This window comes from Tenacibaculum piscium (assembly GCF_021390755.1).
GTDB classification, from domain to species: Bacteria; Bacteroidota; Bacteroidia; order Flavobacteriales; family Flavobacteriaceae; genus Polaribacter; species Polaribacter piscius.
Genome location: NZ_JAJGWR010000004.1, coordinates 184,771 through 205,192 on the forward strand (window position 1 = coordinate 184,771; position 20,422 = coordinate 205,192).

Annotated in this window: 23 protein-coding genes; 11 read left to right on the forward strand and 12 right to left on the reverse strand. The window is 29.9% G+C overall.

Annotated features, from left to right (window positions below):
- Positions 1–57: 57 nt before the first annotated feature.
- The 4 genes from L0U72_RS08670 to L0U72_RS08685 form a co-directional block, all read right to left on the reverse strand.
- Positions 58–909, reverse strand: coding sequence for an N-acetylglucosamine kinase (locus L0U72_RS08670; protein WP_233898906.1), 852 nt, complete (start codon positions 907–909; stop codon positions 58–60).
- Between the two features lie 15 nt (positions 910–924).
- Positions 925–1,089, reverse strand: coding sequence for a hypothetical protein (locus tag L0U72_RS08675; RefSeq protein ID WP_180947526.1), 165 nt, complete (start codon positions 1,087–1,089; stop codon positions 925–927).
- 97 nt (positions 1,090–1,186) lie between these two features.
- Positions 1,187–1,753 carry a pseudouridine synthase gene (locus L0U72_RS08680; RefSeq protein WP_233898907.1) on the reverse strand — a complete coding sequence of 189 codons (567 nt, stop codon included), beginning with the start codon at positions 1,751–1,753 and terminating at the stop codon, positions 1,187–1,189.
- Position 1,754: 1 nt separating this feature from the next.
- Positions 1,755–2,552, reverse strand: coding sequence for an aldose epimerase family protein (locus L0U72_RS08685; RefSeq protein WP_233898908.1), 798 nt, complete (start codon positions 2,550–2,552; stop codon positions 1,755–1,757).
- A gap of 159 nt (positions 2,553–2,711) precedes the next feature.
- Here L0U72_RS08685 and recA point away from each other — a divergent pair, with 159 nt between their 5' ends.
- The gene (recA, locus tag L0U72_RS08690; protein ID WP_058886190.1) at positions 2,712–3,719 is read left to right on the forward strand and encodes a recombinase RecA; all 1,008 of its coding nucleotides are present in this window, start codon (positions 2,712–2,714) and stop codon (positions 3,717–3,719) included.
- Between the two features lie 88 nt (positions 3,720–3,807).
- On the opposite strand, the gene dut is transcribed toward recA, so the two are convergent.
- The gene (gene dut, locus L0U72_RS08695; RefSeq protein WP_233898909.1) at positions 3,808–4,239 is read right to left on the reverse strand and encodes a dUTP diphosphatase; all 432 of its coding nucleotides are present in this window, start codon (positions 4,237–4,239) and stop codon (positions 3,808–3,810) included.
- A gap of 105 nt (positions 4,240–4,344) precedes the next feature.
- On the opposite strand from dut, the gene L0U72_RS08700 reads away from it, so the two are divergent.
- The 3 genes from L0U72_RS08700 (at position 4,345) to L0U72_RS08710 (ending at position 7,438) form a co-directional block, all read left to right on the forward strand.
- Entirely contained in the window at positions 4,345–5,340 is a 996-nt protein-coding gene (locus tag L0U72_RS08700) for an NAD(P)H-dependent glycerol-3-phosphate dehydrogenase (protein WP_233883187.1), read from the forward strand.
- Positions 5,341–5,453: 113 nt separating this feature from the next.
- The gene (locus L0U72_RS08705; protein ID WP_101918507.1) at positions 5,454–6,113 is read left to right on the forward strand and encodes a hypothetical protein; all 660 of its coding nucleotides are present in this window, start codon (positions 5,454–5,456) and stop codon (positions 6,111–6,113) included.
- Between the two features lie 23 nt (positions 6,114–6,136).
- Positions 6,137–7,438 (forward strand): MFS transporter, encoded by a 1,302-nt coding sequence (locus L0U72_RS08710; RefSeq protein ID WP_233898910.1) that lies wholly within the window; start codon positions 6,137–6,139, stop codon positions 7,436–7,438.
- 18 nt (positions 7,439–7,456) lie between these two features.
- On the opposite strand, the gene L0U72_RS08715 is transcribed toward L0U72_RS08710, so the two are convergent.
- Positions 7,457–8,134, reverse strand: a complete 678-nt coding sequence (locus tag L0U72_RS08715) for an ion channel (protein ID WP_101918505.1) — start codon at positions 8,132–8,134, stop codon at positions 7,457–7,459.
- Positions 8,135–8,365: 231 nt separating this feature from the next.
- Between L0U72_RS08715 and L0U72_RS08720 the strand changes: the two genes are divergently transcribed.
- Positions 8,366–9,556, forward strand: a complete 1,191-nt coding sequence (locus L0U72_RS08720; protein WP_317173920.1) for an ATP-binding protein — start codon at positions 8,366–8,368, stop codon at positions 9,554–9,556.
- 91 nt (positions 9,557–9,647) lie between these two features.
- On the opposite strand, the gene L0U72_RS08725 is transcribed toward L0U72_RS08720, so the two are convergent.
- From L0U72_RS08725 to amaB, 3 genes are all read right to left on the reverse strand, one after another.
- Entirely contained in the window at positions 9,648–10,415 is a 768-nt protein-coding gene (locus L0U72_RS08725; protein ID WP_233883181.1) for a copper resistance protein NlpE, read from the reverse strand.
- Positions 10,416–10,551: 136 nt separating this feature from the next.
- Complete coding sequence (locus tag L0U72_RS08730) at positions 10,552–10,989, reverse strand: hypothetical protein (RefSeq protein WP_145993243.1); 438 nt, start codon at positions 10,987–10,989, stop codon at positions 10,552–10,554.
- Positions 10,990–11,506: 517 nt separating this feature from the next.
- The gene (gene amaB / locus L0U72_RS08735) at positions 11,507–13,048 is read right to left on the reverse strand and encodes an L-piperidine-6-carboxylate dehydrogenase (protein ID WP_101918666.1); all 1,542 of its coding nucleotides are present in this window, start codon (positions 13,046–13,048) and stop codon (positions 11,507–11,509) included.
- 804 nt (positions 13,049–13,852) lie between these two features.
- Between amaB and L0U72_RS08740 the strand changes: the two genes are divergently transcribed.
- The 4 genes from L0U72_RS08740 (at position 13,853) to L0U72_RS08755 (ending at position 15,994) form a co-directional block, all read left to right on the forward strand.
- Positions 13,853–14,188 carry a roadblock/LC7 domain-containing protein gene (locus L0U72_RS08740; protein ID WP_101918501.1) on the forward strand — a complete coding sequence of 112 codons (336 nt, stop codon included), beginning with the start codon at positions 13,853–13,855 and terminating at the stop codon, positions 14,186–14,188.
- A 26-nt stretch (positions 14,189–14,214) separates the two neighbouring features.
- On the forward strand, positions 14,215–14,589 hold the full coding sequence (locus L0U72_RS08745; protein ID WP_101918500.1) for a hypothetical protein: 375 nt from the start codon (positions 14,215–14,217) through the stop codon (positions 14,587–14,589).
- Entirely contained in the window at positions 14,579–14,896 is a 318-nt protein-coding gene (locus L0U72_RS08750) for a hypothetical protein (RefSeq protein WP_101918499.1), read from the forward strand. Before L0U72_RS08745 ends, L0U72_RS08750 begins: the two co-directional genes overlap by 11 nt.
- Positions 14,897–15,019: 123 nt before the next feature.
- Entirely contained in the window at positions 15,020–15,994 is a 975-nt protein-coding gene (locus L0U72_RS08755) for a LuxE/PaaK family acyltransferase (protein ID WP_233883176.1), read from the forward strand.
- Positions 15,995–16,087: 93 nt separating this feature from the next.
- On the opposite strand, the gene L0U72_RS08760 is transcribed toward L0U72_RS08755, so the two are convergent.
- Entirely contained in the window at positions 16,088–16,657 is a 570-nt protein-coding gene (locus tag L0U72_RS08760; RefSeq protein ID WP_101918497.1) for a DUF3109 family protein, read from the reverse strand.
- A gap of 110 nt (positions 16,658–16,767) precedes the next feature.
- Between L0U72_RS08760 and L0U72_RS08765 the strand changes: the two genes are divergently transcribed.
- The gene (locus L0U72_RS08765; RefSeq protein ID WP_101918496.1) at positions 16,768–17,349 is read left to right on the forward strand and encodes a MarC family protein; all 582 of its coding nucleotides are present in this window, start codon (positions 16,768–16,770) and stop codon (positions 17,347–17,349) included.
- A 21-nt stretch (positions 17,350–17,370) separates the two neighbouring features.
- A complete protein-coding gene (locus L0U72_RS08770) occupies positions 17,371–17,988 on the forward strand; it encodes an NAD(P)/FAD-dependent oxidoreductase (RefSeq protein WP_101918495.1) in 618 nt (205 codons plus the stop codon).
- A gap of 106 nt (positions 17,989–18,094) precedes the next feature.
- On the opposite strand, the gene moaA is transcribed toward L0U72_RS08770, so the two are convergent.
- Together moaA and L0U72_RS08780 are read right to left on the reverse strand one after the other, a co-directional pair.
- Positions 18,095–19,102 (reverse strand): GTP 3',8-cyclase MoaA, encoded by a 1,008-nt coding sequence (moaA, locus tag L0U72_RS08775; protein ID WP_193699924.1) that lies wholly within the window; start codon positions 19,100–19,102, stop codon positions 18,095–18,097.
- Between the two features lie 175 nt (positions 19,103–19,277).
- A complete protein-coding gene (locus L0U72_RS08780) occupies positions 19,278–20,303 on the reverse strand; it encodes a virulence RhuM family protein (RefSeq protein ID WP_233898911.1) in 1,026 nt (341 codons plus the stop codon).
- Positions 20,304–20,422 lie beyond the last annotated feature (119 nt).

The window sequence follows — 20,422 nt, forward strand, 5'->3', positions numbered from 1 at the left end:
ACGCATTTTTATTTTTAAAACAAGGGGGTTTTAACCCCTTGCCATACTATTTTGACGTTACAAAAATTTTTGATGATATTTCATTAAATTATGAATTGGTTTTTCTATAATATTTGTAATTTTAATATTGTTTTTAAGAGCAACTTCTTCTAAAATATCTTTAAAATAAAATGCGATAGAACCTACAAAATACACCGGAGTATCTTTGTTTTTACGATACGCTAAAACATGATATTTAAAAAATTGCTGAAATCCTTTTTTTACTAATTTTTGAATATATCTTGTATTTTTATACTCAAACATAAATTTAGCAAAAGAGGCTAAATATCTATTTGGATGCTCATTTTTATAAAGCTGTTGTTTTATAAAATCAGGATCTAAATTAAATTCTTTTTCAAAATTATGTGCTATTTCAGCAGGCATTTTTTTATAGAAAAAATCTCTAAGTAATTTTTTACCAAAATAATTTCCACTTGCTTCATCCATAACTAAATAGCCCAAAGATGCTGAAATATAAGTGATATTTTTACCGTCAAAATAACAACTATTTGCACCTGTTCCTAAAATACAAACAATCGCTTCTTTATTTTTTGCAGTAGCATATACCGCTCCTAAAATATCTTCTTGAACAAGAACATTTGTTGTTGCAGAAAAAAAATCAAGTAAAATTTCGGTTAAAATATCTTTAGGGATTTGTGTACCACAACCAGCGCCATAAAAATAAATTTTTTTAATAGCTTTTTGATATTTTTTTAAATCGGCACAGTTTTCAAGAATTGTTAATAACTTTTTTTTAGATAAAATATTGGGGTTTAAACCCAGTGTTTGCACTCTAAAAACTTCTTTTTTGCTACCATTTAAAGCAACCCAATCTACCTTTGTAGAGCCACCATCTGCAATTAATATCATGCTGTTTTTTATTTTTTAGTTTTTTTTATCATTTTCAGCATTTTTCAATTCTTTTTCATCCTCTTTTTGGGAAGCTGGTTTTTTAGTCATTTTATAAATTAAATAACCAAAACCAACCAAAAAATGTAGTATAATAATACTGGCTATTATATAAATAAAAGTGTTTGAATTATCTCTCATAGTGTAAAATTTAATGTGAAATATTAGTAATAACACTGTAAATTTACATAAAATACTACGTTAAAAAAACACAAATAGTTACATCAATTTAGATTGCTTATAATAAGGTTTGGGTTTCAATTACTGCTCCCGATTCCATATCATTTAAAAGAATATTTCCAATACGAACCCTAATTAAACGCAATGTTGGAAAGCCAACTGCGGCGGTCATTTTACGAACTTGCCTAAATTTCCCTTCACAAATTACAATACTAACCCAGCTTGTAGGACCATGACGATCATCTCTTATTTTTTGAGATCTATTAGGAAAATTAGGTGTTTTTAAGGTAGAAGCTTTCCCTGGAAGTGTGGTATATTTTTGACCATCAACCCCAATTTCTACGCCTTTTTGTAGTTTTTCGAGTGCTGCTGGTGTTATGATTCCATCTACCTGTACGTAATATTCTTTTTCTACTTTTTTACTGCGAACCTCGGCGCTTACTTTTCCATCGGTAGTTAAGAATAAAAGTCCTTCGGATGCAGCATCTAAACGACCAATTGCCATTGTTTTTTCAGGGAAATCAAACAATTCGCCTAGCATTTTTTTCTTTCTTTTAGTTTGATTCGTAATAAATTGCGAAAGAAACCCATAAGGTTTATGAATAATAAAATGACGGTGTTTCATATTAAATTGATAAGGTGCTAATTGTTACTGAAAAGAAATCTTTGCCTGTACTTATTCTACTGTTTTTTATGGAGTTTTCAGTATTTTTTTCTAATGGATATTGCGTTATAGGTTCAATACAAACCATATTTTTAACGGGAGTCCATAGCATAAAATTATCAAAATTTTTGGTTGTAATTTTTATACTAAGCCCATCTTTTTTTACTAAAATAATTTCGTTGGTATTTAAAACTTTATAAGCTGCCGAACCTACATTTAAAACACTATCTAAAGTAATTTCTTTTTCTTTTGATTTTATAATTTCATCAGCAAAACCAGACAGTTTAAAACTCGGATGATAGCCAAACATATAAGGCATTTTTTTATCACTAATAATTTCAAAAGCTATTTTTATAGCTGATTTTTCAAGTGAAATAATTTTTCTAAAGATAAAATCATACGTCCAAAATAAATATTCTTGTGTCGATTTTTCAGGAAATTTACTGTTTTTTATCAGTGTATTTTTTACATACTTTTTTTCGAAAACTGCGGAAGTTTTATCACTAGAAATAAGCTTGTAATTAAGCTCTCTTAATAAACCATGTTGGTCTTGTTTGGCAATTCCGTTAGGTGTATCAATAGAAAAATCATTTAATTTTGTAGGACCAATAATCGGAAACATTTCAATATCCGAAGCATTCCAACCAGGCGAATTTTTAGAATGTATTAGTTCTTCATTATTAATGATAAAACTAATTAGCTCACCTTTATATATAGTTGCTAAACTATGGCTGTTTTTTAAAAGAATACTCGCGCTCATTTTTATTGAAAATTAAAAAAACAATATTACAAAATGTAGCATGAAAAAGATGCCAAAAAAGCTGCTAAGATAAAAGTAGTTTTTCATAACTTAGCCACACTTATTGTACATATTTTAATAAGAAAAGAACTAAAAATAGCATTAAAAACAACAAGATTTATGGCAGCAGATAAAGAAAAAGAAGCGAAATTAAAAGCCCTTCAACTTACCTTAGACAAGTTAGATAAAACTTACGGAAAAGGTGCAGTGATGAAATTAGGGGATACTAAGGTTGAAGATATGGAAGTGATTTCATCAGGATCTTTAGGGTTGGATTTAGCTTTAGGTGTTGGAGGATATCCTCGTGGAAGAGTTATTGAAATTTATGGACCAGAATCATCAGGAAAAACAACCTTAACATTGCACGCTATTGCAGAAGCTCAAAAAGCTGGTGGTATTGCCGCTTTTATTGATGCAGAACATGCTTTTGACCGCTTTTATGCTGAAAATTTAGGTGTTGATACTGATAATTTAATTATTTCTCAACCAGATCATGGGGAGCAAGCCTTAGAAATTACTGAAAATTTAATCCGTTCAGGAGCTGTTGATATTGTAGTGGTTGATTCTGTTGCAGCATTAACACCAAAATCGGAGATTGAAGGTGAAATGGGAGATTCTAAAATGGGATTACATGCCCGTTTAATGTCGCAAGCATTGCGTAAATTAACTGGTACAATTAGTAAAACAAAATGTACGGTTATTTTTATCAACCAATTACGTGAAAAAATTGGGGTAATGTTCGGAAATCCTGAAACAACTACAGGGGGAAATGCTTTAAAATTTTATGCTTCTGTACGTTTAGATATTCGTCGTAGAACGCAAATTAAAGATGGCGATAAAGTTATCGGAAATAGTACGAAAGTTAAAATTGTAAAAAATAAAGTAGCGCCACCATTTCAAATTGCAGAATTTGATATTATGTATGGTAAAGGAATTTCAAAAGTTGGTGAAATTTTAGATATTGGTGTTGAATATGGTATCATCAAAAAAAGTGGTTCATGGTTTAGCTACGGCGAAACAAAGCTAGGACAGGGTAGAGATGCTGTAAAAGGTTTAATTAAAGACAATCCTGAATTGGCAGAAGAATTAGAAACTAAAATAAAGGCGGCGATTGAAAATCAAGAATAATCAAGCATAATTTTGATATTTTAAATAGCTAAAAAAACCTGTTTTAGAAATCATCTAAAGCAGGTTTTTATTTTTTTATCAGACTTTATTAAACACCAGTACTACCAAAACCATTTTCGCCACGTTCGGTTTCGTCTAAAACTGTTACTTCTTGCCAGGTTGCACGTTCGTGTTTTGCAATGATTAATTGTGCAATACGTTCACCATCATTTACAGTAAAATCTTGGTTAGATAAATTCACTAAAATAACGCCAATTTCACCACGATAATCAGCATCAATAGTACCTGGAGCATTTAATACAGTCACTCCTTTTTTAGCTGCCAACCCGCTTCTTGGGCGTACTTGTGCTTCAAAACCTACAGGTAATGCGATGAATAAACCTGTTTTTATAATGGCTCTTTCCAACGGTTTTAAAACCACAGGTTCATTTAAATTGGCACGTAAATCCATCCCTGCAGCACCTTGGCTTTCATAAGCTGGTGTTTGATGTTTCGACTTGTTGATGATTTGTATGTTCATGTTTTTTATTAAAATTCTTAATTCTTCAAAAATCAAATATAATACTCATAACTTTTACTAGAAGCACATAGATTCATTAATTTAGCCCCTTAATCAAACTACGATATGAATAAGCAAACTAAAATAGCCGTTTTAGGCGGTGGAAGCTGGGCAACGGCAATTGTAAAAATGCTATCAGAAAACTTAGCAACCATTGGTTGGTATATGCGAAGTGCGTATGCTGTTGAACACATAAAACGTAATAAACACAATCCTAATTATTTAAGTTCCGCAGAATTTAATACCGAACAGTTAGATTTGTCTGACGATATGAATTACATCGTTGAAAATTATGACCTTTTAATTTTTGCAATTCCTTCTGCATTTTTAAATTCAGAATTAGAAAAATTAACAGCATCTTTAAAAGATAAAATAATTTTTTCCGCTATTAAAGGCATTGTACCCGAAACAGGCTTAATTGTTGGCGAACATTTTCATCAAACATTTGATATTCCGTATGAAAATATTGGAGTTCTTACAGGTCCTTGTCATGCTGAAGAAGTAGCGATGGAGCGTTTATCATACTTAACAATTGCGTGTCAAGATCAAGAAAAAGCACAATTTTTAAGCAAATGTATTGCCAGTCGTTATATAAAAACTAAAATTTCAGACGATATTGTAGGTACAGAATATGCTGCCATGTTAAAAAATATTTATGCCATCGCCGCAGGTATTGCTCATGGTTTAGGATATGGTGATAATTTTCAGGCAGTATTAATGAGTAACGGTATTCGTGAAATGAAACGCTTTATCAAAAAAGTGCACAAAATGAAACGAAATATTAATGACTCTGCGTATTTAGGCGATTTATTAGTTACAGGATATTCTACTTTTAGCAGAAACAGAATGTTTGGAAATATGATTGGAAAAGGGTACACGGTAAAATCTGCAATGCTAGAAATGAGTATGGTTGCCGAAGGGTATTATGCGACTAAAAGTGCCTTTGAAATCAATCAGAAAAATGGAGCAAAAACACCAATTATTGAAGCTGTTTACAATGTTCTATATGATAAAAAAGAAGCAAAAGATGAATTTTTAAAATTAACAGATAAGTTAAATTAATTCACAGTACTCTAAATATGGCTCATTTTTTTTAAAGTTTAAAAAAATATAAGAGAATTACTAGTTTAATTTCAGTTACTTTTGTTTAAAATTAAACAGTAAATATATTAAAAATGAAAACAATTCAGGAAGCTGTAGAAATTACCATCAGAAAGACACCTTTTATTGAAGAAGCCTTGCATGAAAAATTAATAAACGTGTCTTCTTTAGCTAGAGAAATTTTGCCAGAAGTATCAAAATTACTTAAAAAAGAAATAAAAGTTGGTGCTGTAATGATGGCAATAAATAGATTATCGCCAGCCAATGAATTGCGAGTACGTAAAAATATTAAAAAATTAGCCCTCGATTTAGGTGATGTTATTGTACGTTCCGATTTGTGTGATTTTACTTTTAAAAATACGTCTTCATTATTAAAAGAAATTGCCAAAATATTAAGCAAATCAGCCGATAGTAATGATTATTTTTTAACCGTTTCTCAAGGAATTTTTGAAACAAACATTGTAACGAGTAAAAATTTGCGTACCTATGTTGAGGAAATTTTTAAACGAGAAACGTTAATTCATAATGTAAACGATTTAGCCTCGATAACCATTAAACTTCCTAAAAACAATTTAGAACAATCGGGTATTTATTATTTTATTTTGAAGCAATTTGCCTGGGCAAATATTGCGGTACAAGAAATAATTTCTACCACGCATGAAATGACGATTGTTGTAAAAGAAGAAGATGTAAACGAAACGTTTGCTATTTTAATGGATTTGAAATTGAATTAATAGTGTATATAAAATAGCTAAAAATGTCCAAAAAACTGTCTGAAAATCAGCTGAAAAATCAGCAAAAAGATCCGTATGCTTCGTTAAGAATTAAAGAATTTAATATCTTTCTTTTAGTGCGTTTTGCGTTGGTTTTTGGCTGGTCGATGCAATTTATCATTATAGAATGGCAAGTATATAGCATTACTAAAAATCCTTTATCATTAGGGATAATTGGTTTAATGGAAGTAATTCCTGCTGTTTCGATGGCGTTATTTGCAGGGCATATTGTCGATCAGAAAGAAAAAAGAAATTTACTCGCACTTTGTATCGGTATTTTTTCGTTGATAAGTTTGGGCTTGTTTTTTTTAACGCTTCCTAGTTTTGTGGAAGGTTGGCAACAAAATACGGTTTTATATGCCATTTACGGCTTAGTATTCTTTGGCGGACTTTTACGCTCGTTCTTTGGACCAACGATATTTTCATTAATTGCTTTAATAGTTCCTAAAAAATTATATCCAAATGCGGCTACTTGGAGTAGTTCTACTTGGCAAATGGCTTCGGTTTTAGGACCCGCTTTTGCAGGTTTTACTATTTCTTGGATGGGAGTTCATTGGTCGCTTTGCATTGTTTTTGGCTTGGTTTTATTTTCATTTTTGATGGTGTTTTTTATCGATAGAAAACCTATTTTAAACCCTAAAATTGGCGAACCAATCTTAAAAAGTTTACAGGAAGGAATTAATTTCGTGTTTAAAACAAAAGCCATTTTAGGCGCGATTACTTTAGATATGATTTCGGTATTATTTGGAGGTGCTATCGCTTTATTGCCTATTTATGCACAGGATATTTTAAAAGTAGGACCAGAAGGATTTGGCGCTTTACGTGCTGCGCCTGCAATCGGCGCTTTTTTAACGATGTTAATAACGGCATATATTCCGATTAGTAAAAATGCAGGAATGAAATTATTAGCGGCAATTTTTGGCTTCGGAATTTGTATTATCGTCTTCGGATTGTCTAGTATTTTTTGGATATCAATTGTTGCTTTATTTTTCAGTGGCGTTACCGATGGCGTTTCGATGGTGATTCGTCAAACTATTTTGCAACTAAAAACGCCCGATAATATGCGTGGACGCGTGGCTTCGGTAAACTCGATGTTTGTAGGGTCTTCTAACGAATTAGGCGCTTTTGAAAGTGGCGTAACTGCTAAATTAATGGGAACGGTAACTGCTGTTGTTTTTGGTGGAACCATGACATTAATCACAGTTATTACCACAGGAATTTTAAATCCTACTTTGCGAAAATTAGACTTAACCAAAGATTTAGAAGCTCACGAAAAATTGGAGTAAATAATATGAAAAAAAGTATTACTTATTTTTAGTCGATACTTGGTTGATGTATTTTCCCACCACAATTGCGGTGATGATAACCAAATAAATCTGTCCCATCAAACCGATTAAAATAGCTGTTTTATGTGCCAATCTACCTACAGGATACACATCGCCATAGCCGATAGTCAGTAAGGTTATGTAACTAAAATACATTAAATTTTCAAAAATAAGTTCCGATTGATTCACAAAACTTGTTTGCGTAAAATGAAAGGCCCCAGGAGTTGTTATTTCAATACTTAAACAAATAAAAAAACCGATTAATCCTAAGGAAATATAACCACTGATAAGTCCTAAAATTACATTCTTATTAATTTCAACGGCGCGCCATACTTGTTTAATCATTTCATAGGTGACCACTACGTAAAACAGAAAATAACTAATAACTCGAATGTACGGAAATACTACTTTTTGAGAAGGATTTATTAAATCTGAACCAAAAACAAGGGAGGCAATAATCAATAAAAAGATGAAAAAACGTAGCAATATTTTCTTTTTAGAAATCAATAAAATACCTGCCGATAAATTAATTAAAAATAAAATAGGTGATAAGCGTTCGTCAAAAAAAGTTTGTGGAACAATTAACGAACCAAATAAAATAGATAATTGACTAAAAAAGAAAAACTCAAAACGATGATTGTATAATTTATCTAACATTATTTTTTTATGCACTTAAAAGAAATCTCTTTTTCAGGAAAATTTTCGCAATATTATTGCAAAACTAATCAATTTTGAGCGAAATTAGTAGCTCCTAAAATTTGAATGTTTTTTTAAAGCTTCTAAATTATTTGTAAATAATTTTAATGTTAAGCTTGCTTTTTTCTTAAAAATCGCATGTTGTTTTAAGTATCTTTAGGCAAAAATTATCTTTTGATAAACAAACGTCTTTTGATTAAAAATTTACTTGCTCATAATGATGAAAATACGTTTTATGATAAAAAGCAAGAAATATCCTTGGCTTCAAAAGAAGGAAAAGCGAAGTTTATAAAATTGGTATGTGCGTTATCAAATTCGAATCCTACGAATAATTCATACATTGTTATTGGGGTTGAAGATGAGGAAAATAAAATTATCGGGGTTGATTTTTATGATGATAGTAAAATTCAAAATTTAGTAAATGCTTATTTAAAAAACCCGCCTAAAATAACGTATGAAAATGTTGCTTTTCCTCGGTTGCAACGTCATAAGGTTCTTGGATTAGTAACTATTTTTCCTAATAATAGAAAGAGTTTTTTACTTAAAAATAGTTGGAAATATCTTAAAAATACAGGTTTTTATCGACAAGGTAGTAATTCTGTTCCTTTTGATGTCTCTGTTGATATTCCTATTTTCAAAACAAAAAATGCAAGAATAAGAGCGACAAATAATGCGGATATTGTGAAAGCGATTCAAAAAAATGCGAGTAATAATATTGAATTAACGCTTGCTGGTGTTTTTGATTTTATAAATAATCATGAGCCTAAATATCACCCACAATATAAGGTTTTTAAGGAGCAATTTGTGCTTTGTTGGGCAGGAAAAAAGAAGATGATTCATCATCAATTATTTTACACACGTGTGGATATTGAATTGATAAATGAACAGGTTCGATTATTTTTTTCATCCTTAGATGCGGTTCAAATTCGTTATAATGAGCAGTCATTTATCATTACCGAATACATTGCTTTGGGGATTGATAAAACGGAAAAACAGTATCCATTAGAGCAAACAAGTATTCATTTTAAAGACAATGGAAAATATATTATTACCACTAATTTTTTATTTAAACCACCTCTTTATAACAGCACGATTCTTAAACATATTTACGATAAAAATAACCAATTACTTTTAAAAATTCTGCAAAACAAACTACTTACTACAAGCGAAAAAGAAGCCATTTATAAATTACCAACTTCTTATTTAATTTGTTCTTTACATGGCTTTTTAGAAGCACCTAATCAATTAAAAAAAGCAAAAAAATACTTTAAATCTTTAAAAGATAAAACCACATATATTAAGTATAAAGAAGTAATGCGGGTGTTACGCAAGGTAAAACATCACCAAAAACAGTTGAAAAGAGCATCAAACAGTATCAAATAGTTTCAAAAAAATAGGCTTTTAAAGAATTTTTTAGATTTCTTCAAAAGCCTATGATGCTTTACTTTCGTAGTAAAAATGAGCCAACTATTACTTAGTTACAATAATTTTCTGGGCTAATATTTTCTACGGATTTTATTTCTAATACTTCTAGAATTCCGTCGTATGCTTCTGCAAAACCTTCGGCTGTTTTTTGAGTATTTTTTAAGATTAATTCCGCTATTACTGGAGTATAGGCTGTTTGTTTTTGACTTGTTTTTTGGTTATAAATTTTGGTTAAATCACCATTTGTTACATCGTTAATCCAATATGTTTTTACCGAACCACAAGGTTGAAAAGAGGCTACTTCGTGTCCAAAAATAAGCAATCCTTTTACGGGTTCTGCTGAAAAATTAACTTTATTAGTACTCATTTTGGTTAATTTATACATTTCTGATACGGCACTGCTACTTTTTTCTCCATCCATTCCTAATAAAGTAAGTGTATTTTCTTCCAGTGCATACGACATACTTTCGGTAGCTGTTTTTAAAATGACATTGTTCTTTTTAGTAAAAGAGAAGGTTCCTTTTTCGGTAAAATATCCATCTTTACTATCTAGATAAAAATCATTTTTTTCAAAAGTACCATCTTTTTTAAGAAATACAGTACTTACGATTCCAGGGCAACTAGCACAAGGAAGTAATCCGGTATATGTTCCGTTTGATGCTATTATTTTTTTTGAAATTTCATCATTATTTAGCGGTTTTTCAACATCTGTTTTAGGTTGTTTTGTAAGCGTGTCTTCATTGTTTTTTTTAGAAACTTCTTTACATCCGATTAAAGAGAGTGTCATTGCTATTATTAAAATATAACTATTTTTCATGGGGGTATTTTTTATGTTTTGTAAAATTACTAATTTTCAATATTTTTTTGTCTTAAAAAGAACTAAAATTACTGATTAAAAAGTATTTTTTATACATTAAAACCCCGTTGTTTATAACGGGGTTTTTAGTTGTTTTTTATTTTTGAGCGGTTAATTCACCTTGCCATTGTTGTAATTCTTCCCATTTACCTTGATGTGCTAATTTTGCTTGTTTAGGCCATGTTTTAGGTTTTAGAATTTTATAACGGTTTCCGACACTTTTCAAAATTTTCTGACATTTTTCTACAGAAGTTTCTCCTAAATCTTCCCAAGTTTCAATTCCAAAAGCATGAAATAATCCTTCAATTTTCGGATTAATTCCTGCGACAATTTTCAAATCATTTTCTTTAACTCTTTTGGCAAGTATATTTTGAGCGGTTACTAGGTTTTCGTTTAAGTTTTCATCTGAGGCATCGTTATTTTTATTTTGATGCTCAGATAACAAGCTTAATTGATATTTAAAAATGCTATAAATGCTCATTATTATGAGTACTGGAATAAGCCAAAATGTTATTGTTGTTATTGATAAAATCATAGTATTATTTTTTTAAGGGTTCGTATTGTTATTTTTTGATGCTTTTTTTCTGATAAGAAAGCATTTCAAAAAATAATGATGTAGTATTTTTTTCTGATAGCAATAATTTTTCTTGGAGCTCTTAAATACTCTTAGAGATTTTTAAAGTAAGCTACTAATTTTTTTACTGAATCAGCTTTAGTTTTCAAATTTACCTAAAGCTACTGGAGAAGAATTGGAGCTTTATTTTTGTTTGGTAAAATGGGTATTTAAAGTGTTCGTTGTATTTCCGTTATAATCACTTGATTTTTATTTATTTATGGATTTTCGAAAAATAAAACGTACTACTATGTGCTATCTATTTGATGCAAAATAACAAAAAAAGTCACATCTTTCGATGTAACTTTCATGTTTTTAACATTTATTTAACGCTAAATTAACCTTAAAGAAGCTATTTGTTAACCTTTAGGAAACTATTTGTTAACTTTTAATTGCTATTTTGTTAACCTTGGATTAAATTTTTATACTGTTATAAGGCTTATAAATCAAATTTAATTCCTTGTGCTAACGGCAATTCATCAGAATAATTTATCGTATTTGTTTGACGTCTCATATATACTTTCCAAGCATCAGAACCAGACTCACGTCCGCCACCAGTTTCTTTTTCACCACCAAAAGCACCTCCAATTTCAGCACCAGAAGTTCCGATGTTTACATTTGCAATACCACAATCAGAACCAGCGTATGATAAAAACTTTTCAGCTTCTTTTAATTCATTCGTCATAATTGCTGATGATAATCCTTGAGCAACACCATTTTGTTTTTCAATAGCATTTTCAACTTCTCCTGAATATTTCATTAAATATAAAATAGGAGCAAAAGTTTCATGTTGCACTATTTCAAAATGATTTTCAGCTTCAATAATGGCTGGTTTTACGTAACATCCGCTTTCGTACCCTTCACCTTCTAAAACACCTCCTTCAACTAATACGTTTCCACCTTCCGCTTTTGCTTTTTCAATAGCAGCTAAATACGTATTTACCGAATCTTTGTCAATTAACGGCCCAATATGATTTGTTTCATCTAAAGGATTTCCAATGGTTAATTGCCCGTAAGCACCAACAATGGCATCTCTTACTTTGTCATATACTGATTCATGAATAATTAATCTACGAGTAGAAGTACAACGTTGTCCACAAGTTCCAACAGCTCCGAATACAGCACCAGGAACGACTACTTTTAAATCGGCAGTTGGCGTGATGATAATCGCATTGTTTCCGCCTAATTCTAATAATGATTTTCCGAAACGTTGTGCAACAGTTGCTCCAACAATACGTCCCATTCTGGTAGATCCTGTAGCAGAAACTAAAGGAATACGAGTATCAGTAGTCATCATTTCACCAACTTTATAATCTCCATTGATAATAGAAGAAATTCCTTCTGGTAAGTTATTTTCTTTTAAAACATCAGCAATAATATTTTGACATGCGATTGAACATAAAGGTGCTTTTTCAGAACCTTTCCAAACACAAACATCACCACAAATCCACGCTAAAGCAGTATTCCAAGCCCAAACAGCCACAGGAAAGTTAAATGCAGAAATAATACCAACAACACCAATTGGGTGCCATTGTTCTCTCATTACGTGTCCTGGACGTTCCGAAGGAATTGTTTGTCCGTTTAATTGACGTGATAATCCAACAGCAAAATCACAGATATCAATCATTTCTTGAACTTCTCCGTATCCTTCTTGTAACGATTTCCCCATTTCGTAAGAAACTAACTTTCCTAATGGTTCTTTTAATTCTCTTAATTTATTACCAAACTGACGTACAATTTCACCTCTTTGTGGCGCTGGCATATGTCTGAAAGACTTATATGCCTTTGTAGCCGCTTCCATTACTTTTTCGTAATCTTCTTTGGTCGTCGCTTTTACTTTTCCGATTAATTTACCATCAACAGGTGAATAACTTTCAATAAGTTCTCCAGTAGAGAAATTTACAGCACCTGTAGAAGTTCCATTATTAATATCTTTTACGCCTAATTGTGCTAACGCTTCTTTGATTCCGAAATCTGCCATTTTGCTTTTAAATTTAAGTTGTTTAAATTGAATCACGAAAATACAACTAATTTTAGACATTGTAAATTTAACAAAAAGTAGTATTTTTGTTAAATATTAAACATTTGTTTTTCTTGTCTCGTTATTCTTTTATTTTTTGATGAAAATTTTTTTTTAAAGAATCGTTTTCGAGATAGGTAATAATTAAATAATAGAATGTTAAAGAGTATAAGAGTGTTTGCTAAAATATCTTTTTGAAGATTTTTTTATCATGATAAAAAACGTAGTTAAGCATATAATTAACAATTCTTTAACTTAAGTAATTAAAAACTTTAAAAAGGAGTTGTTTTCTAATGATTTATTGTGTTTTTCTTATGAAATTAGTTTAAAAATTAACTAATTTTTAAGAGTTGAAACAGCGGTCTAAAATCTTGAACTTTAGTATTTTTGACATTCGTAAATAAGTTAATTTTAAGTACGTTTAAAACTGCTAATTTGGTTGATAAAAAAAAAATAAATCTAATTTTTTAAACAGAAATATAAATTATGTTTAAAAATATTAAAATCGTGTTTAAAAGAGCGTGAAATATATTTAAAAAAAAAGTATAATATAGGTTGATTTTATCAAATAAAACACTGTTAATCAATAAAAATAACATCTTCGCTTATCTTTTAATTAAAATATGCTAATGTTATTTTTTTGTTAAAAAAAAAGCCTTAAAAAGTTGTTGTTTTTAATTTATTTGATACTTTTGTAGCGTAAGATGTACACTTCTTACACAACCCTTCACAGTATTTTTTTTTAGATCTAATATAAAATTTTTTATGAATTTAAAAGAGTTGTACGAGAGTACGAAATCTAAAGCAATACTCCTAATTAATAAAGAAGGGAAAATTGTAGAAGCTTACAGTAAAATTTCTTATGAAAATCCTGAAGACTTTTCAGCGGTTACAAAAGTTGTTATTAATATTATTGATAATTTTTTTACTGATGTTTTATCAATCGAACCCCTTACTGAAATTATTATAAAAACAGCAGAACAGAATTTTTACATCAGAAAATGTGACGATGACCATATTTTATGTGTCCTATCTGATGGTGTGATGAATAGGAGTTTGATTAGTCTGTCTTTACAAAAGACAGCAAAAGAGCAAAAATAAATTAATAACAACTAAAAAATACCGCAATGACAGAAATTTTAAATGATTTAGTAGCAAACGTAAGTAAAAATATTCCAGGTTATATCGCTTTAAGTGTAACAGAAATGGAATCAGGAGAAGCTTTAGTATCTGATTCAGCAAAAGCTGATTTCGATGTAGCATTAGCTTCTGCTTATAACTTAGAAGTTGTAAATGCTAAGTTAAAAGCAATTAATGCTTTAGGCTTAAAAGAAGAAGTTAAAGACATTACGATTACCTTAACAGATCAAATCCATATTATCAATATTGCTCCTACAGGAGGATATTTTATCTATTTAGCAATTGATTCAGCTAGAGCAAATATTGCTATTACAAAAACATTACTTAACAAGTATAAAACTCAGTTAAACGATGCCATATAAGCCATTAGATTTATCTACTTTTAAAATAGACGCAAAAGTTGCGTCTATTTTAAAAATAGGACAGCAAGAATATCAAACGATACTAGGTATTGGATTGATTCAAGAAGAAATAGCACCAAAAATAGCCGTTGTTGAAAAGACACAAGCTGTTGAATCTGTACCATCTGTTGAGCTTGTATTGAATACCGATAGTATTGATGAACAAGATCCAGAGAAGGATAAAAAGATTTCAGAAATTGTTTTTGATTTCCTTTTTGAACCTAAGTTTGATAATATGTTTACCATGTTTTCTAAAAAAGCATCTTAATTATTATTGTACTATTACTGTTTTGTAACAGTGCTTTGCTTTTTTATAAATCTTAAATTTTACAAAAAAAAACAGTACAACGATATCATACTACTGTTATAACCCTTATTTTTGTAAAACTTTATGAAACAACAGGTTTTTAACATACAATCAGAGCAGGAATTTATTCAAGTAACCCTTCATATTTTTAAACATCAATTTAAACATAATAAAACCTACAGGTCATTCTGTGATTTATTAAACATATATTATACTGATGTTAAAAATATTGAACAAATTCCTTTTTTACCCATTCAATTTTTTAAATCCAAAGAAATAATTTCTTCTTTAGATACAATTCAAGAAACATTTACTAGTTCAGGAACTACGGGAAGCAGTACAAGTAAACATTTTATTACTGATTTATCTTGGTATGAAAACAGTTATTCAAAAGCTTTTGACTTTTTTTATGGTGATATTCAACAATATGTAGTATTGGCATTATTGCCAAATTATTTAGAACGAACAGGTTCTTCATTAGTGTATATGGTCGATGATTTAATTAAAAAATCGGAGCAACCCGAAAGTGGTTTTTATTTGAATAATTTAGACGAATTAGCTAAAAAACTAATCGAATTAGATAAAAAAGGACAAAAAGTATTGCTTATTGGCGTTTCATTTGCCTTATTAGATTTAGTTGAAAAACAACAATTTCAGCTTAAAAACACCATCATTATGGAAACAGGTGGCATGAAAGGTAAACGAAAAGAACTGATTAGAAATGAATTGCATGATCTTTTAAAAACAGGTTTTGGTGTATCAGAAATTCATTCTGAATATGGAATGACTGAATTATTAAGTCAAGCATATTCAAAAGGAAATGGTGTTTTTAACTGCCCCAATTGGATGCGTGTACTTACGCGCGATACCGAAGATGCTTTAACAATACTACCCAAAGCAAAAGCAGGAGGAATTAATATTATTGATTTAGCTAATTATAATTCGTGTTCTTTTATTGCTACGCAAGATTTGGGAAAGGTATATCCTGATACTAGCTTTGAAATTATTGGTCGCTTTGATAATTCCGATATTCGTGGCTGTAATTTGATGGTTTTATAAAATATTTTCATAAAAAACAATCCTTAAAAATTTAAAAGCATCATTTTTTATGAAAATTCATGAAAGTTTATAAAAATAGACTTTATTTTTTTACTATTTCTGTCTATTCTGTGCTACTTCTTCCAATTCATCATACCAGTTTTGACCAAATTTTCGAATCAAGGCTTGTTTTACAAACTTATACACAGGTACTTGTAATTCCTTGCCTAAAGAACAAGCATCATCACAAATATCCCATTTATCATAATTTACAGCCGAAAACTCACTATATTCTTTAATACGAACAGGATATAAATGACAGGAAACAGGCTTTTTCCAAGTCACAATTCCTTGATTATATGCCTCTTCAATAGCACACAGAGCGGTGTTTTTCTCATCAAAAATAACATAGGCACAATCAGCACCATTAATTAAAGGCGTTTCTAACTCTCCAAAATCACCAGTAACCCAAGTACCTTGTTCTTCAATAGCCTTAATCCCTTCTTTTCGTAAAAAAGGCTTGATTTGAGGATAAATATCCTCTAAAATCGTTGTTTCCTCTTTTTCTAAGGGTGCGCCAGCATCTCCATCAATACAACAAGCACCTTTACAGGCGGAAATATTACAAACAAAGTCAGTATCTATAATACTTTCAGAAACAAGTGTTTTTCCTAATTGGAACATAAAAATAGTTTAAGTTGGAAGTTAACAATAACTTCACATAAAATTTAAATGCAAAAATACTAGATTGTAACATTACTTTATCTAATATTGCGCCTGAAAAACAAAATATTATGAATTTTAACATCAAAGAAATTTTTACCGCCTTTATGGTACTGTTTGCAGTAATTGATATTATTGGAAATATTCCTATTATTATCGACCTACGAAAAAAAGTAGGACATATTCAATCAGAAAAAGCCTCCATTATAGCAGGGGCCATTATGATTTTATTTTTATTTGTAGGAAAACAGTTGTTAAGTGTTATTGGCGTAGATGTACATTCTTTTGCTGTTGCAGGGGCATTTATTCTGTTTTTTATCGCCTTAGAAATGATTTTAGGAATTACTTTATATAAAGAAGATGAAGATGAAACTTTAACAGCGACTGTTTTTCCGCTTGCTTTTCCTTTAATTGCAGGACCAGGAAGTTTAACAACTTTACTGTCTTTGCGAGCAGAATTTAATATCGAAAATATTATTGTAGCCGTTTTACTAAATGTTATACTTATTTACATTGTATTAAAAACATCCGTAAAAATTGAAAAACTTATCGGAAACAACGGAATTAAAATTATTAGAAAGATTTTTGGTGTAATTTTATTAGCCATTGCGGTTCGATTATTCGCTGAAAATATAAAAGTATTATTAGCTTAATTTTTTAATATAATTTTTAATATGATTTTTGATGTATTAATAATCGGAGGAGGCGTTTCGGGTATGCAATGTGCGTTGGTATTGGGTTCAGCGCATAAAAAATCCTATGCAATAGATAAAAAAATAGGAATAATCATGCATCAAAAAACATCTCATTTACAAGATGCATTGTTTAACAATGTCTTAGGATTGCCTGCTGAAACTTTAGGAAGTGATATTTTAATTCAAGGAAAAGCACAGTTAAAAAGTCAATATCCTGAGGTGTTTCAAATTGAAAATGAAAAAGTATTGGCAGTTTTAGATGCTGATAATCAAGAGAATATTTATAAGATTAGCACCAATAAAGGCGATTATTATAGTAAAAAAGTGGTTATCGCTTTAAATTATTCAAAACCTTTTGAAATAGCTGGTTTAGCACAATATATAGAGCCTCACAGCCGAGCCAATGTTATGAAAGATAGAATCCAATTGCGTAATTTTAATCATTTGATAAAAAAAGGATTATATGTTTGCGGAACCCTAGCGGGTTGGCGAAGTCAGTTTGCTATTGCAGCTGGTAGTGGAGCAAGTGTCGCTACTGATATTCTAACTGTTTGGAATGATAATATTCCGACAAAAATACATGACAAAAATAAATAAAAATACATGATAAGAATACATCATGAAATTTATATGCTAACATCAAAATAGTAAAATAGCAAAAAAGCAAGGAGTTAAAACTTCTTGCTTTTAATTCTTCTAAAGTTTATCCACCAATAGTACTCATACTTTCGGAAACAGCACCTTTTTTTCTGTTTGCCTCTGCGATAAAACCATTTTCAGGTTTTTCTTTTATTAATGATAAAAAAAGTTCTTTTAAATCGTTATTAGAAGCACCATTTCTGATAAAATCACGCAAGTTAAAAACACCATCATCAAATAAACAATTTTTAAAAGTTCCTGTTGAGGTAATTCTGATGCGATTACAATCGTTGCAAATAGTGCGTGTAAAAGCAGGAATAATACCAACTGTTCCTACATGTTTTTTTCCTTGATGATTTTCAATGGTAAAATTACGGGAAGTCGATGATTTTTCTGAAATCATATTCTCAAGCCTGTATCCTGATTTTATTTCTGCTAAAATTTTGTTATAATTCCAGTTTTCTTGAATATTTCGTTGTCCTTTTCCGTTAAAAGGCATTTCTTCAATAAATCGAACTGCGATATTTTTATCTTTTGTTAATCCTACAAAATCGTTAATTTCATTGGTGTTAACCCCCGATTGTATCACCACATTTAATTTTAAATGAAGACTACTTTTTGCTAATACTTCAAAAGTTTTATACACTTCTGTAAACACATCACGACGTGTAATTTTTGCAAATTTATCGGTATCTAAACTATCAATACTTAAATTAATGGTTTTTACTTTATCTAATTTTTCTAAGGTTTCGATATGTTTACCAATCAATACACCGTTTGTAGTAATGTTTATTTCGTCCAATAAATCATTATAAGACAGCATTTCTAAAAAAGACATAAAGTCTTTACGTGCAAAAGGTTCGCCTCCTGTTAATCGAACTTTACGAACGCCAAGTTCGGTAAGTACTCGAATAATTCGGTACATTTCTTTGTAGCTTAAAAGCTCTTTTCGAGCAACAATATCAATTCCGTGTGCGGGCATACAGTACTGACAGCGAAGGTTACAGCGATCGGTAACTGCCAATCGAAGATAGTTAATTTGTCTGCCAAAAGTATCGATAAGTGTATCCATAGTACAAAGATACGCTTTACGGATTCAATTGTTTTATGCTATTTATGATAGTTTTATATTGATGTTTTTTTATTGAAAGAAAGGTTTTAGAGCCTGTTTAAAAATTAACAAAAGTGTTTTTAATGAGTTGAGTAACGGTTACGATTGTTGTAAACAGTTTAACTTAAATAAAATATTATTCTGATATTTTTCCTTTTTTCGTTTTTGATACTAATTTATCAAAATCTGATTCATATTCATTATCTTGTAGTATTCTAAATTTTTTATATTCTTCTTCTGCAAATTTTTTAGCTACTATTGTTTTAACTTTTCCTGCATCTTTCAGAATATTATACTCATTAAATACTAAAAAAGCATCTAATTTATCAACCCAATCTTTCATAGACATTTTTCTGCCTTTTTCTGCTTGATTTTCAGCATAATCAAGATACATTGTTACAATTCTATTTAGTTCCGTTATCTCTTCTTTTTCTAAATAATTTTTAGCAACTCTAACATCTGTTTTTAAGATTTTACCTCCCTTTTTTTCATTTTTCCAACTTGTTAATCCCATATTGGGTTTTTCAGAACTTGCTCGTAATTTAATTAATTCAGGAGCTGTATGTTTTGTTATAGCAAATTCTAATTTATTTTGAACTGTAGCAAAAAATGTTTTTGTTATAGGTGATGCTGTATCGTAATCAATTGCAGTAGCATATATATCTGTTATTTTTTGGTAAAAACGTCTTTCAGAAGCTCGTATCTCTCTTATACGTTCAATTAATTCATCAAAATAATCTTTATCAAATAAGTTTTTTCCTTGTTTTAATCTGTCATCGTCTAATACAAATCCTTTTACTAAATATTCTTTCAAAACACTAGTAGCCCAAACTCTAAATCGTGTAGCTTTATTTGAATTAACTCTATATCCTACAGATATTATTGCATCTAAATTATAAAATTCAATATTTCTCTGAACGTTTCTGTTTCCTTCTTTTTGAACTGTCAAAATTTCTTTGACAGTTGCGAATTTATTTAATTCAGCTTCTTTATATATATTATTTAAATGGTAACTGATGACTTGCTTAGTTGTATCAAATATTTCAGCCATTCCTAATTGATTAACCCAAACAGTGTCTTCGCCAAGGATAACTTTAATATTAGTTACTTCATTTTCAGAAGTGTAAAACATAAATTTTGATTGCTCTTCTAAACCACTCATTGTTTTAATTTTACTCAAATGTAAATAAAATAATCAATTTATATTATAACTTTATGTGTAAGAATATCTAGTTCATAGAATCAGTACAGTGTATTTTTAGGTAAAAAGAGGCTTATACA

What these genes read in the sequence shown, in the direction of transcription:
- L0U72_RS08780 (WP_233898911.1), bottom strand. Translation starts at nt 20,303, where the DNA reads ATGAGTGGTTTAGAAGAGCAATCAAAATTTATGTTTTACACTTCTGAA.
- L0U72_RS08730 (WP_145993243.1), bottom strand. Translation starts at nt 10,989, where the DNA reads ATGATTTTATCAATAACAACAATAACATTTTGGCTTATTCCAGTACTC.
- L0U72_RS08670 (WP_233898906.1), bottom strand. Translation starts at nt 909, where the DNA reads ATGATATTAATTGCAGATGGTGGCTCTACAAAGGTAGATTGGGTTGCT.
- L0U72_RS08755 (WP_233883176.1), top strand. Translation starts at nt 15,020, where the DNA reads ATGAAACAACAGGTTTTTAACATACAATCAGAGCAGGAATTTATTCAA.
- L0U72_RS08750 (WP_101918499.1), top strand. Translation starts at nt 14,579, where the DNA reads ATGCCATATAAGCCATTAGATTTATCTACTTTTAAAATAGACGCAAAA.
- L0U72_RS08700 (WP_233883187.1), top strand. Translation starts at nt 4,345, where the DNA reads ATGAATAAGCAAACTAAAATAGCCGTTTTAGGCGGTGGAAGCTGGGCA.
- L0U72_RS08725 (WP_233883181.1), bottom strand. Translation starts at nt 10,415, where the DNA reads ATGAAAAATAGTTATATTTTAATAATAGCAATGACACTCTCTTTAATC.
- L0U72_RS08715 (WP_101918505.1), bottom strand. Translation starts at nt 8,134, where the DNA reads ATGTTAGATAAATTATACAATCATCGTTTTGAGTTTTTCTTTTTTAGT.
- recA (WP_058886190.1), top strand. Translation starts at nt 2,712, where the DNA reads ATGGCAGCAGATAAAGAAAAAGAAGCGAAATTAAAAGCCCTTCAACTT.
- moaA (WP_193699924.1), bottom strand. Translation starts at nt 19,102, where the DNA reads ATGGATACACTTATCGATACTTTTGGCAGACAAATTAACTATCTTCGA.
- L0U72_RS08740 (WP_101918501.1), top strand. Translation starts at nt 13,853, where the DNA reads ATGAATTTAAAAGAGTTGTACGAGAGTACGAAATCTAAAGCAATACTC.
- L0U72_RS08770 (WP_101918495.1), top strand. Translation starts at nt 17,371, where the DNA reads ATGATTTTTGATGTATTAATAATCGGAGGAGGCGTTTCGGGTATGCAA.
- L0U72_RS08675 (WP_180947526.1), bottom strand. Translation starts at nt 1,089, where the DNA reads ATGAGAGATAATTCAAACACTTTTATTTATATAATAGCCAGTATTATT.
- L0U72_RS08680 (WP_233898907.1), bottom strand. Translation starts at nt 1,753, where the DNA reads ATGAAACACCGTCATTTTATTATTCATAAACCTTATGGGTTTCTTTCG.
- L0U72_RS08765 (WP_101918496.1), top strand. Translation starts at nt 16,768, where the DNA reads ATGAATTTTAACATCAAAGAAATTTTTACCGCCTTTATGGTACTGTTT.
- L0U72_RS08745 (WP_101918500.1), top strand. Translation starts at nt 14,215, where the DNA reads ATGACAGAAATTTTAAATGATTTAGTAGCAAACGTAAGTAAAAATATT.
- amaB (WP_101918666.1), bottom strand. Translation starts at nt 13,048, where the DNA reads ATGGCAGATTTCGGAATCAAAGAAGCGTTAGCACAATTAGGCGTAAAA.
- dut (WP_233898909.1), bottom strand. Translation starts at nt 4,239, where the DNA reads ATGAACATACAAATCATCAACAAGTCGAAACATCAAACACCAGCTTAT.
- L0U72_RS08760 (WP_101918497.1), bottom strand. Translation starts at nt 16,657, where the DNA reads ATGTTCCAATTAGGAAAAACACTTGTTTCTGAAAGTATTATAGATACT.
- L0U72_RS08710 (WP_233898910.1), top strand. Translation starts at nt 6,137, where the DNA reads ATGTCCAAAAAACTGTCTGAAAATCAGCTGAAAAATCAGCAAAAAGAT.
- L0U72_RS08705 (WP_101918507.1), top strand. Translation starts at nt 5,454, where the DNA reads ATGAAAACAATTCAGGAAGCTGTAGAAATTACCATCAGAAAGACACCT.
- L0U72_RS08685 (WP_233898908.1), bottom strand. Translation starts at nt 2,552, where the DNA reads ATGAGCGCGAGTATTCTTTTAAAAAACAGCCATAGTTTAGCAACTATA.